Here is a 12,739-nt window from a genome sequence, read left to right as displayed (position 1 = left end):
AAACGAAAACCATTAATATAATTCAATTTGATCTTTAATATTTTGAACCGTTTCTGCTAATACGTCTTCAATATCCTCACCATTGATAATGAGTTGTATTGCATCATCCATATCCCAGACTGCGGACATCTCAGGTATATTTGGCATAGGCGTTCCATGTTCAATTTGCTCTGTATAACCTTCATAAATCGGATCAGCGACCTGATCTAGAACTGCTGATCTAGGCGGGAGTTCACCGGTTATATCATGATATAACTGGGAACTATCATCATTCGTCAGGAATTTTGCCAAATCTATTGTCCATTCAGGATTTTCACTATATGAAGAGACTAACCATGATTTAACACCCACGAATGATGGTGCAACTTGACCGCCCATTTTAGGAAGTGGAGCCGTTCCTAAATCATCCCCTAGAGCATTTCTGTAAGCTGATATATTCCATGGCCCACTAACAACCATACCTACCTTTCCTTCAGTAAATAAACCATCTAATACATCTACCGTTACTGTTCTCGGTATTAATTCTGCCTCAATGAATTGCATGTAATCTTCAAAGCCTTTTACTGATCCCTCATTATCTAAACCAATGTCATCAACATTATAAACACCATCTTCTTCACCAAAAATATAGCCGCCATTGCTATTTATAAATGAGTAAAGATAATAAAATTCTGGAGAAATTAAAAAGCCAAATTCATCATTATCTCTGTCGGTATACTCTAGGCTCATATCAAAGACATCATCAATAGTAGGAGGTGCTTCACCTACGATACTTTTATTGTAATAAGCAAAATAGGTTTCAATTGTTACTGGAGCGCCGTAAATCTCACCTTCATAAGTAAAAGCATCAATAGCTGCATCACTGTATCCACTCAATTCATCTTCTGTAAAATCAATGGGTAATGCAAGCCCCTGTGCTACAACATCACCTAAACGATCTTGAGGTTGAAAAAATAAATCTGGTCCATCTCCAGCAGGTCCAGCTAAAGCTAATTTTTGAACTTGATCTGGCATTGGAACAACTTCTAAGACAATGTCAATCCCTGTTTCCTCTGTGTAATTTTCGAAATAAGTTTCAAATAGATCTAGTACATCTCCTTGTCCAGAATCATCATCATTTATCCAAATGGTTAACTCATCTGGCTTTTCTGGCATCCCCCCCTCCTCTAACTCCGAAGATCCAACATCCTCTCCACGATCAGGCTCACAAGCTACTATAATTGATACAGCTAACAATAATAGAAATAGCATGCTAAAACGCCTTTTAAAATGAACCATAAATAACCCTCCCATTTTAATAAAATAAATTAATTTAACTAACTTATGATTTAATTATAAAACGCTTACATGGATATTTCTATATCATAATATCCCTAAAAATATTCATATTGTTAACCCCCTCAATTTTTTTGGAGAACTTAGCTTATTGCCCCATTTAAAGATTTGCGACTAACCTTCTCGTACCTTGGAACTCAGACCAAGCACAACAATGTCAATCCTTCGTAGCTTTCTTGAGTGAGGTTACTCGCCTTACTCAAGTGATTTGTATCGAACGTCAAGGGTACTGCATCCTTATGGAAGTGAAACATTCATTTTGCTTTTACTACCATCAAAAAATCTTATCCTTTTTGATAGGACAAAAAAATGCCTAACACATCAGTCCGCTTCAACTAATGTGTTAGGCATTATTAAAATAGGTCGCTTCATTTTATTCATTTCGTTTGTTTATTGGACACCCTGTGTATGATGTAATTCTCGATATTGATTGGGTGTTATCCCTTCTCGACTTTTAAATGTCGTCATAAAGTGACTAACCGCATTAAAACCTACTCTCTTAGCGATGTCCTTTAAAGTCAAGTCAACTTCTGTTAATAGTAATCGCTTAGCTTCGCGAATCCTAAGTTGAACTAAAAAGGCATATGAACTCATATTAAATGTTTCTCGAAAAAGCTTGTTTAAATGCTGGGCACTTAGGTTAGCCTGTTCTGACATTTCCAATAGACCAATATTCTCTGGATAAACTTGCTCAAGCCATTCAACAATCGGTTTGATCTTATCATACGAATGATTTCTTAAAATTTGGTCATCTAGCTTACCATACCTTTTAATTAAAATAACAAACTCATATAATTTTGCCGAAAGATGGTAGTTAACCAGTGGATCATTTATTTGCTCCGTTTCAAGATAAGCCAAAATATCTTGAATAAAGTGATATAAATGATTGGCATCTGTATCATGATAAATGGAAGAATAATTCATCTCTAAAGCATTAAAAATACTTTCAATTGTTGCCCCACTAAATGTTAGGTACACCGTTGACCATGCGTTCGTCTTCTCATAATTAGGTTGATATTTATGAGGGGTATATGGAGCAAGCAAAATACCACGTCCCTGCTCAAGAACAAATTTCTGATTGAGTATTTCAATCACTCCTTCTCCTTCAACAGTTTGAAGCCAGTGATAATAGGGGTAACCTTCTGGGCGGTCAAAATCCAATTCAAAAGGATTATAGCCAACACTATCAATATAAATAGGTAACGATTTTTTGGGAGGTAAAAATGTATAACGTATCTTTTGATCCATCAGAAACCACACCCTTTTTCTTAACCTATCTCTTATTATAGCTATTTTATAGTTCTGCGCCAAGGTACCTCATTGATCTAAAAATGATGTTGAGAAAAAAATAATCTTGATAGGATAACTAGTATTATGCCATTAATTGTTTTACAATAGATAGTGGACAATAGTTAACCAATCAAAAGGAGCGATTTGGAGTGGCAAGCCACAATTTAAAAGAAGAGATGAAATTATTTAGTCTGAGTTCAAACAAAAGTTTAGCAAAAAAAATTGCGAACAACTTAGGTGTTGAATTAGGTAAATGTTCTATAAAAACATTTAGTGATGGTGAAATCCAAATAAATATTGAGGAAAGCGTTCGTGGATTCGATACCTATATCGTGCAGTCAACAAACGACCCCTCTGATCAACACATTATGGAACTGTTGATTTTACTTGATGCTTTCAGGCGAGCATCAGCAAAAACCATTAACCTTGTTATTCCTTATTATGGATATGCCAGACAGGATCGTAAAACTAAATCACGTGAGCCAATCACAGCTAAACTAATATCTGATGTGATCGAAAAAGCAGGTGCAGATCGTGTCATCGTGATGGACTTGCATGCAACACAAGTACAGGGTTTTTTCCACATCCCTGTCGATCATTTAAATGGGCTTTCGATCTTAGCTTCTTATTTTATCAAGAAAGAGTTAGAGGATGTTGTCGTTGTTGCACCTGATCATGGCAGTGTGAAACGCGCCCGACAATTTGCTGACATCATCCATGCGCCAATTGCCATTTTAGATAGACGTGGTCCAAGAGAAGTTGATCATCCATTGTTATCCGTTGTCGGTGACATTAAAGATAAAACCGTCATCCTGCTTGATGATATTATCGATACAGGACGTCGTGTTTCAATGGGGGCTAAGGCTTTACAGGATAATGGAGCAAAAGACATTTATGCTGCTTGTACACATCCAGTACTTTCAGGTATTGCTACACAGAATATTGACGAATCACCAATAAAAGAGATGGTTGTTACCGATACTGTTTTTATTCCGCAAGAAAAGTGGTCTGAGAAAATGACCCTACTAAGTACAGCACCATTGTTTAGTGATGCCATCAAACGTGTTCATTTAGATAAACCGGTAAGCTCTCTTTTTAATTATTGATGACACAATTGGCTTTTATTGAGTTGATTGGTCTTTGATTAATTATAGCAGGCTCAATCGAGTACTCCCTGTTCTCGATTGAGCGCTTTCTCCAATGGGTTAAGCCCTTTCTATGATTGGTCACCATCTCCTAGATTAAGCCGTTAATTATTCTCTCTAACTAATAAAAGACGATAAAAAAAGTCCAAAGCAAGAAACTGCTCTGAACTGTATTAGATAACTATTTAACTTAGACTACTTGAAAACTAACCCATGTTTCAAATGCTTCTCCCGATTCAACAGTAATTAATTCTTCCTGTCGAGTCAACTCTCCTGTTTTTGCCGTCCAAGGCTCTACACAAATAAAGCTCTTATCCTGCTCGGTCCACAAAACAGTGTAACGAAAATCCTTCGCCATATGAATTTGTAAATCAACATTATCAATTGTCGCATTAATATCAGTGCGTTTATTTTCTAGTACTACGGATTCATTCAATTTTTCCAAATCAATTTTACCCGTCAATGTTTTCGTCTCTCCATCATTATAATCAAGATACGTTTGTGCACCCGTATCGATAGAAAGCATCTTTGAATTAGCTTTAAAGTAAGGATGTAAACCTGGATAAATTGGCATTGGATTCTTACCCACATTACGATAAGTTTGATAAATAAATAGCTGATTTTCTTTTAGTGTATAAGTAAAGATAACTTCAAAATCAAATGGATACACTTCTTTTGTTCCAATACTGCTCTCAAACAAAATAGAAATAAACGCCTTTTCCTCATCAGCAAAGGTTTCAATCACTTCCCACGGATGAATACGGGCAAGTCCATGATTAGGGAGCGAATATTGCTTATTCTCCCACTCATACAGACCATCCGGAAGCTGTCCAGAGATTGGAAATAAGATTGGAATTCCACCACGAATATTTTGCTTGCGATCATAGAAAGTGTCTTCATTTAGGTAAAGCTTTTCTAAACCTTGGGTTCCATAACCAATAATAATTCCGCCACGCTCAGGACAAACCGTGATCCACGATGTGCCTTCTTCATTCTTAAGCTGATACATCTTAAACATTTGTTTTTCAAAGCTTTCAATTTTGTACATATGTTAGATATCCCCTTAATTAATTTTATCTATCTCTATCTAATAAATATGCAGTCTAAGTATAATCTAGAGCTAAATTAATGCACAATACCTATATTATACTAAAAATGATTAGCTTTGAATATCCCTTTTTTACTTTATGTCGAAAGAACTCGATATCTCCCTCCACTTAATTCAATCAACTTCTCATGTTGACCTGTAAATATAATCTCATAAAGCTTTGCTTCCGGACCCTGTTCAAAGCGAAATTCCTTATCACCCAGGACCAAAATAGTAGAGGTTTTTTTCTCAATTGCAAAGATTTCCGCCCAATGATCTACTGTTTCTTTAGGATTTGGGACGCGATACAAAGCAGCTTGCACGGAAAGTGGTCCCATTGGATGCTCAGTGATCATGCCGTTTTGAGTTAATTGCTCTCGACGGGCTTCATCTGAACCAGCCCATTGAATGACAAAAGGGTATCGAAGCCCATCAAAATTTCCGGCAATCGTCATCATTTTCCATTCAATCAGTTGACCGCTCGCATCATAACGCTTACCAGATATAAGGGGTGACACATCAATTTGATGGTCGATCAGACGTTGACGAACAGTTTCAATATCATCTGTCCTCAGTGCAACTCGACTTAAACCTTCATATTTAGGCAATAAATGAACCGCATCTTTAACGACTTCATTCGATAGCTCGGGTTTTAATGACTCGGCTAAAGCACGATCTTCAATAGCCAAAAACTCCAAATAATTCAAGTCAAAATAACTCAAAACATTATATGTCCCCCACTGTTTATGAGAGCCTCCATCAAAAGCAGTGATGCCTTGGTCTACAAATGTCTGCTTTGCCTGCTCTAAATCATTGACATAATGAACGGTATGATCCCAAACCATTTTAGTCATTTATACAACCATTCCTTTCGTTATGCTTAAGGCACAAAATGCTATGAATTAAACTTGTGCCTTGAGCTTTTTTATTATTATAGCATTATAAGTTAACTACAGATCACGTGAAGGGGTGTAAACTATTTCGATGTCGAAGTAATCATATTTAAGTTCCCTTTATTCATTAGCTAACTCCGTTGTCCGATTAACAGCTGTCAACACGCTTCGCTGTAGTCCAGCAGCAAAGTCTGATGAATTCAATTGATGAATCGCATGAATCCCAACACCAGCTGGCGAATTATTAATATCTAATAATTGACGTGGATGTTTACCAGAGTGTTTCAACATGTCAACGGCACCCACAAGATTTTCTAAAGCAACCTCAAAAGCTAAATCACGTGGTAGTCCTGCCAAAACACCTGCATCAACAAAGGATTCAATAAAGTAATAGACATAATTTGGACCCGCAACTCCATAACCAGTAAAAGCATCAATTAATTTTTCATCAATATATTTCACTTTGCCAAAGCTTGTTAGGAAAGGCTCAACAGCTTCTTTACTTGCGTGTTCATTTAAGGCCACACCACTGAAACCCAATCCGGTGTCTGTTAACGTATTGGGAATCACGCGAACGATCGGACGATTTTTGCCCAGCCAATTTTCCAATTGCACTAAAGTAACACCAGCTACAATCGAAACAATTGTTGCTTTTTCTTTAGCTTGTTCAATAATTGTTCGAGAGACCGTACTCAAGTCATCTTGTGGCCGGACCCCAATAACGATTAAATCCGCTTCAGCTAAACCCGTCATCCCATACTCATTTGCCTTAACTCCATACCGCCCAGTTAAATATTCGTTTCTTTTTTGATCAATATCTGTAACTGTGATCAGCTGTTTATCAGCATCATTCGTTAACATTGCACGAATGATCGCTTCTGACATTTGACCACCACCAATAAAATGAACCCTTTTTACCAAATCAATCACTCCTCATTTTGTTTAGGTTAAGAATATCCTTCATATAAAGTGGTTGTAAAAAACTGAAGAACATTTGTTACAATCTGAGAAAGGCTTTATCAGTGATACGCCAAATAAGGCAAATCATCTTTTACCTTTCAAAGAATCAGCCCAGCTAAAATACCTTCCAAACAGAATCAGTGAGCCGATGTTTTCCAGCTAGACACACACTTCTACTGCTTCCACTATTAGTATAAACCAAAATATAAACAATCAGTAGTATGATCAGAGCCTCACTACTGATTGATCTTAATTAATTACCTTCCCATGCATCTGGCAAGATAAACCCATCATATTTAGATTGTTCGGTAATATGTGCTTCAAATTCTGCTGATTCGATCGCTGCTTTTAAATCTTGAGCCCACTGCTCATCTAAATTTTCCTCAAGTACCGAAACAATAATCCGGTGTTGATCTGGTGTGTCCTCAATGGCTAATCCATCAGCAATGCGCATACCTGCATCAGCAATATAATTTCCATTGATAACACCAAAATCAACATCCTCTAATGAGACAAGAATTTGAGCTGGGTCTAAAACAACTAGCTCAACATCATAATCTCCTGCTGACACACTATCTAAATTAAAATCTACTGTGCCTGCATCATCTGCCACCGTCACCCAACCGAGATCGTCTAGCATACGCACAGCACGCTCTTGATTAACTGGGTCGTTGGGTAGAGCAACTGTTGAACCATCCTCGACAGCATCAAGCGAATCATGACGTACTGAATGCAATGATTGTGGCGCACTAGGTGAGAAAGTTAAGGCAGTCATTTCAATACCCAGCTCTTCATTGATCGCTTCCATATAGGCTGTACTTTGGAAGATACTCACGTCGATTGCTCCTTCTGCCATCGCTGGATTGACCTGCATATTTTGTGAGAATACTTGAATATCAACCTCATAACCTTGTTCTTCTAGAATAGGCACAACTCCTTCACGAAACTGTTCTTCATACGTTCCAACACCAAATCCTGCCACAATCGTATCAGTGGCTTGATCATCGCCACAAGCTGACAAAACAAGACCAGCACCTAGCAATAAGATGGCAATTAACTTTTTCATCTTTATTCTCCCCTTTATTATTCAATACTTTCTTTTAAAGCTGTTAATGTCTCAACCGAAGCGAATGGTGATACCGCACAATTGGGCACTAATAGAAATGGTTCACCTTTTACCATTGATAAGGCTGATTGTGCTTGTTCTTTCACTGGTTTAGCATTCGTTGTATTAAAAATTTCATGATCGACTCCAGCAACTTTCACCTTGTTCAATTTAACGGTTAGATCAGGATTACCTTCAGCATTTGGGTCCCAACTAATGCCTTCAATTGGGTAATCATTAAATCGTTCAGGATCAGCATATGCCCCACATGTGTGTAACAGGCGCCCACCTGGTTTCAATGCAGATAGCACCACTTCATCATAGGGACGTGAAAATTCATTGAACTGTTCTAGCGAAAATAAATCTGGATGAGCTGTTCCTGTTGTCGCATAAAATAGCCCATCAATTCCTACTGCTTCAAGTGCCTTCACATAGTTTTTCATTGTCAAAGCAATCGCACGAAGCGCTTGATGTATATCACTCCGATGAGTAACGAATAATTTTTGTAAATCAATGGGATGTTCAGAGCCATACATTGTTTTATCGGCATATGATTGACGTCCTGCCAAAAACATTAAAATCGTTAATGGTGAAAACATCGTCTGTGTCAGTGGAGTATCTGGCAGACCTTGACGAATCAATTTAACGGCTTCTAATTGTTCCGACAATGGAGCAGAATCCTCACATGCAATGGGGCTAATTTTTGTTAAATCTTCTGGTGTTTGAATGATTGCTTCAATCTGACGTGGAAACACCCACTGATAATCTGATAAATCATAACGATTACCGAATGCCTCAGCTAAATAAGTAGCTCGTGGGTTAATCTTGACCCAGTCCCAATCATACTGTCTGACATATGAAATTGTAGCTTCAGCCAAATCACCTGCTGCCTGTTCTTTAGTCAGAAAATGATGCCAGGCACTTACAAGGGGACGATCTGCCTTTTTACCAGCTAAAGTTTTAATAAATCGTTGTTTCTTTGTTAATGTCATGATAATAGCTCCCTACCTTTTTTAAGTAATCCTAATATGAAAGAAGACCGATTCTCTTTCGTTAAGAATAAAAGCCCATACGATATAGCAGTCTTAGTTCGCCTTGCCTTATTTAAGTCACAAAGATCGCATCCTAAGTGGATCTTAAACTTATAAAATCCAACAGACTTGCCTATAGAAAGTAAACTATATGACAATTACGGATCAAAGGAATAATAAATAACACTTTTAGCCGACATAAAAATCCGCTAGCGGCGTCGAACAAAACGAGCAAGTTGATTACCAGTGGATTGAATCACTTGAACAATAATCACTAATAAAATGACCGTTGAGATCATTGCAAAACTATCAAAACGTTGATAACCATAAACAATCGCAATATCACCAATTCCACCGCCGCCCACTGTTCCAGCCATTGCTGTTGCACCAATCAAAGAAATCGTTGCGGTAGTCAGTGATAAAATTAGTGATCCAAAGGCTTCAGGTAAAATAAAATACCAAATAATTTGCCAAGGAGTCGCTCCCATGGACTCAGCGGCTTCAACTATACCCGTACCAACCTCAAGTAGTGAGTTTTCAACAAGGCGAGCAATAAAGGGTGTAATATAAATAATTAATGGGATGATAGCAGCATTCGTTCCAATCGACGTTCCGAGCATCATTCTTGTAAATGGAATGATCGCGACCATTAAGATAATGAAAGGAACAGAACGAACCATATTAATAATTGGATTTAAAATGGTATAAACAAATGGAATAGGAATCACACCATCTCTTCTTGTCACAACGATAACGATACCAAGCATTGATCCTAAAATTGTTCCGATCAATAGTGACATCCCCACCATGTATAAGGTGTCTCCCATCCCCTCAACAAATTGCTGTAGAGTGATATTGGTCTCAAACATTAGACTGTCACCTCCTGACATCTGACACCTTGTGCTAGCAAGTAGTCTAAGGCTGCTTGTTTTTGACTGGCATCTCCTTGAATATCAACGTACCAAATCGCTAGTGTTGTCTCTTGAATCTCCGTCATATTTGTAAATACAGCACTGACAGTTAAATTGAATTTTTGCATAAGTGTTGCCAAAATTGGCTCTGTTGCATGGTCACCAACCATTTCTAGTTTAGTTAATGTTCGTGTCCCGACTTTATCTAAATTCACTTTGATATTATCTGGTATGTCTGTTCTAACGACGGTTTGAACAAAATTTTGTGTTGTCAAATGCTTAGGATGACCAAAAACATCAAGTACTGACCCTTGTTCAATAATTTCACCGTTCTCCATTACAGCAACCTTATTACAAACTCTTTGAATAACAGACATTTCATGAGTAATCAAAAGAATTGTAATTCCATACTCACGGTTGATTCTCTTTAATAAATTTAAAATAGATTGCGTCGTTTGTGGATCCAAAGCTGACGTTGCCTCATCTGAAAGTAATATTTTTGGATTTGATGCAAGGGCACGTGCAATACCAACACGCTGCTTTTGACCACCAGAGAGTTCACTTGGATAGCTCGACGCTTTATCAGCTAAACCTACAAATTCGAGCAATTCTGTGACTCTAAGTTTGATCTCTTGCTTAGCAACCTTTGAAATAATTAATGGCATCGCCACATTTTGATAAATTGTTTTTGATTCTAGCAAATTAAAATGCTGAAAAATCATCCCAATATCTCTTTTTATCTCCCGGAGCGACTTAGGTGATTGTTCGGCGAGATACTGACCATCGACAATAATGTCACCCTCCGTTGGCTGTTCCAAATAATTAACCAGACGAACGAGCGTACTTTTCCCGGCACCGCTATAGCCAATCACACCGAAGATATCACCTTGCTCAATTTTCAAATCAATCCCTTTCAATGCTTGGATCGTTGTTTTTTTCTTATTGTATATTTTGTGAATATTTCTCAATTCAATCATCACACTGCCCCCCTTTTTCTAATAATTCAAAGTTGTTTAATCGGAATAGTAAGTTTAATATTAAATTAAAAACCAAAAAAGCACAAGCCTTTTTGATTTTATTAACTTAAAAAAATTATCAGACAGCAACCAGAAATGAATAGGGGGATTATCGTTCTGGTTGCTATATACTACCTATAAGAAACGGACTTAATCCCCCCAAACTTCTTTCGCTAACTCAACGACATGTTTTAGTTTATTCCATTGATCTTCTTCTGTGATTAAATTTCCATGATGTGTTGAAGCAAAACCACATTGTGGACTTAAACAAAGCTGTTCTAGCGGCACATACTTCGCCGCTTCCTCGATCCTCTTTTTAATTAGCGCCGGATCTTCTAAGTCTGCCTGTTTTGAGGTAACTAAGCCGAGTACGACTTTAGCACCGCCATGGGGAATATGACTTAAAGGCTCAAAATTTCCTGAACGGTCATCATCATATTCTAAAAAGAAGCCATCCACTTTTTCTTTGGCAAAAACAGTTGGAGCAATCAATTGATAGCTCCCTTGAAAGGCGTAGGTCGATTGATAGTTTCCCCGGCAAATATGTGTCGTTACTTTTAAGTCCTCTGGCTTGCCCTCTAAAACACTATTAATCACTCGGACAGCTAACTCAATCAAATAATCACGTTTATAAGGACCCCTATCAAAATCAATATCTGGTGAAGTTAAGACAGCTAAATACACATCATCAATTTGTAAATAACGAACACCTGCCTCATAAAATGCTTGAATCGCATCTCGATAAGCTTGAATAATATCTTTTGCATAAGATTCATAGTCTGGATAGATATCATTATTGATGATATCAACATGAAAAAGCTGGTTTGGACTTGGAATCGTTTGTTTAGCAACGGCACGCCCATCAACAATTTGATTAAATACTTTAAAATCTTTGATAAAAGGATGATCAGGATTAAATGATATTTTCCCTATATTTCGTACATCGTAAGGCTCCGTCTCAACTCCTTCGAAAAAGTAACCATGTTTAGGCACATACCCTTCAAAGCCATTGAGATTTTCTAGAAAGTCAATATGCCACCAGTCACGACGGAACTCACCATCTGTTACTACATCTAAACCAATTTCAATTTGTTTATCAACAATACGAGTCACTTCTTCAGTTTCAATCCGCTTCAGCTCAGCTAACTCAATTTTTCCTTCCTTATAATCACGTCGTGCCTTTTTCAATCGTTCTGGTCTCAGTAAACTTCCGACATGGTCGGCATGAAACGGTGCTTGAATGGTCATTATTAATCTCCTACCTTTTTATCTGATTTTTAAAAAACTATTTTGAAGCTCTGCTTTTAGATCTGCTACCTCTTCAATCCTAACAGAAAACGTAACAGTGTATCATCAATTCCTAATGCTAGTCTTTCAGTTTTAGGGATATCATCAGTATGTGTTTGATGACGATGGGCTATTGACAAATATATTGGAGCCCTAATAACACCCGTCTGCTGACCCCTTCGACTATCCAATTGTGCTCATATAGTGTCTCCCGTTTATAACTCATCACCTTATCTTCTTCTATTGAAATCAACAATCCTGTCATTCGTTCATTTTTTTATGGAAACCTTTGTTTTTCTTATCCTTTAAATATAAAAATACTATCGAAATCAAACCTGCTTTCCCGCTAAACTTTTATACTCTTCCAAAATGTTAGAAAATCTTGACTACTTCTGTTTGGTACAAAAAAGACCTCCTAAGAAGAAGGTCTTTAACTGAAAAACATTCTTCTCATCTTCTAGGCACTTGCCTATTTGGAATTAGCACCATTCCCCATTGAATAAGGTGGTTGCTGAGACGTCATCAGGCCAATCCCTCTGTCTCTCTCGATAAGAAATTTTGTAATTAAATTGTTTTAAAAAACGAATCATTGATAAATAGCTTAGAGATATCTTATGATATGTTTTACAAAATAGCAAGCTTTTTTTAAAAAATTCAGAATACATCTTCAATTCAGCTT

General features: G+C 37.3%; 11 protein-coding genes and 1 riboswitch. Of the genes, 1 reads left to right on the top strand and 10 read right to left on the bottom strand.

What is annotated here, in order from left to right:
- Positions 1–12: 12 nt before the first annotated feature.
- Both ACS127_RS09210 and ACS127_RS09205 read right to left on the bottom strand, forming a co-directional pair.
- Positions 13–1,278 (bottom strand): sugar ABC transporter substrate-binding protein, encoded by a 1,266-nt coding sequence (locus tag ACS127_RS09210; protein ID WP_440894746.1) that lies wholly within the window; start codon positions 1,276–1,278, stop codon positions 13–15.
- Between the two features lie 447 nt (positions 1,279–1,725).
- Positions 1,726–2,583 carry an AraC family transcriptional regulator gene (locus ACS127_RS09205; protein ID WP_440894745.1) on the bottom strand — a complete coding sequence of 286 codons (858 nt, stop codon included), beginning with the start codon at positions 2,581–2,583 and terminating at the stop codon, positions 1,726–1,728.
- A gap of 191 nt (positions 2,584–2,774) precedes the next feature.
- On the opposite strand from ACS127_RS09205, the gene ACS127_RS09200 reads away from it, so the two are divergent.
- Positions 2,775–3,731, top strand: coding sequence for a ribose-phosphate diphosphokinase (locus ACS127_RS09200; protein WP_440894744.1), 957 nt, complete (start codon positions 2,775–2,777; stop codon positions 3,729–3,731).
- 229 nt (positions 3,732–3,960) lie between these two features.
- Here the strand turns inward: ACS127_RS09200 and ACS127_RS09195 are convergent, their stop codons facing one another.
- The 8 genes from ACS127_RS09195 to ACS127_RS09160 form a co-directional block, all read right to left on the bottom strand.
- On the bottom strand, positions 3,961–4,818 hold the full coding sequence (locus ACS127_RS09195; RefSeq protein WP_440894743.1) for an aldose epimerase family protein: 858 nt from the start codon (positions 4,816–4,818) through the stop codon (positions 3,961–3,963).
- A gap of 137 nt (positions 4,819–4,955) precedes the next feature.
- Positions 4,956–5,711 carry a VOC family protein gene (locus ACS127_RS09190; protein ID WP_440894742.1) on the bottom strand — a complete coding sequence of 252 codons (756 nt, stop codon included), beginning with the start codon at positions 5,709–5,711 and terminating at the stop codon, positions 4,956–4,958.
- Positions 5,712–5,870: 159 nt separating this feature from the next.
- On the bottom strand, positions 5,871–6,680 hold the full coding sequence (locus tag ACS127_RS09185) for a pyrroline-5-carboxylate reductase family protein (RefSeq protein ID WP_440894741.1): 810 nt from the start codon (positions 6,678–6,680) through the stop codon (positions 5,871–5,873).
- Between the two features lie 283 nt (positions 6,681–6,963).
- Positions 6,964–7,776 (bottom strand): MetQ/NlpA family ABC transporter substrate-binding protein, encoded by an 813-nt coding sequence (locus ACS127_RS09180; protein WP_440894740.1) that lies wholly within the window; start codon positions 7,774–7,776, stop codon positions 6,964–6,966.
- 17 nt (positions 7,777–7,793) lie between these two features.
- On the bottom strand, positions 7,794–8,807 hold the full coding sequence (locus tag ACS127_RS09175) for a uroporphyrinogen decarboxylase family protein (RefSeq protein ID WP_440894739.1): 1,014 nt from the start codon (positions 8,805–8,807) through the stop codon (positions 7,794–7,796).
- A 248-nt stretch (positions 8,808–9,055) separates the two neighbouring features.
- A complete protein-coding gene (locus ACS127_RS09170) occupies positions 9,056–9,715 on the bottom strand; it encodes a methionine ABC transporter permease (RefSeq protein ID WP_440894738.1) in 660 nt (219 codons plus the stop codon).
- Positions 9,715–10,734 carry a methionine ABC transporter ATP-binding protein gene (locus ACS127_RS09165; RefSeq protein ID WP_440894737.1) on the bottom strand — a complete coding sequence of 340 codons (1,020 nt, stop codon included), beginning with the start codon at positions 10,732–10,734 and terminating at the stop codon, positions 9,715–9,717. Before ACS127_RS09165 ends, ACS127_RS09170 begins: the two co-directional genes overlap by 1 nt.
- Positions 10,735–10,923: 189 nt before the next feature.
- A complete protein-coding gene (locus ACS127_RS09160) occupies positions 10,924–12,021 on the bottom strand; it encodes a 5-methyltetrahydropteroyltriglutamate--homocysteine S-methyltransferase (RefSeq protein WP_440894736.1) in 1,098 nt (365 codons plus the stop codon).
- Positions 12,022–12,507: 486 nt separating this feature from the next.
- Positions 12,508–12,615, bottom strand: a riboswitch (SAM riboswitch).
- Between the last annotated feature and the right edge of the window lie 124 nt (positions 12,616–12,739).

It is taken from the genome of Amphibacillus sp. Q70 (assembly GCF_052055485.1).
GTDB lineage: Bacteria > Bacillota > Bacilli > Bacillales > Amphibacillaceae > Amphibacillus.
This window is presented reverse-complemented; position numbering and strand designations above follow the sequence as displayed.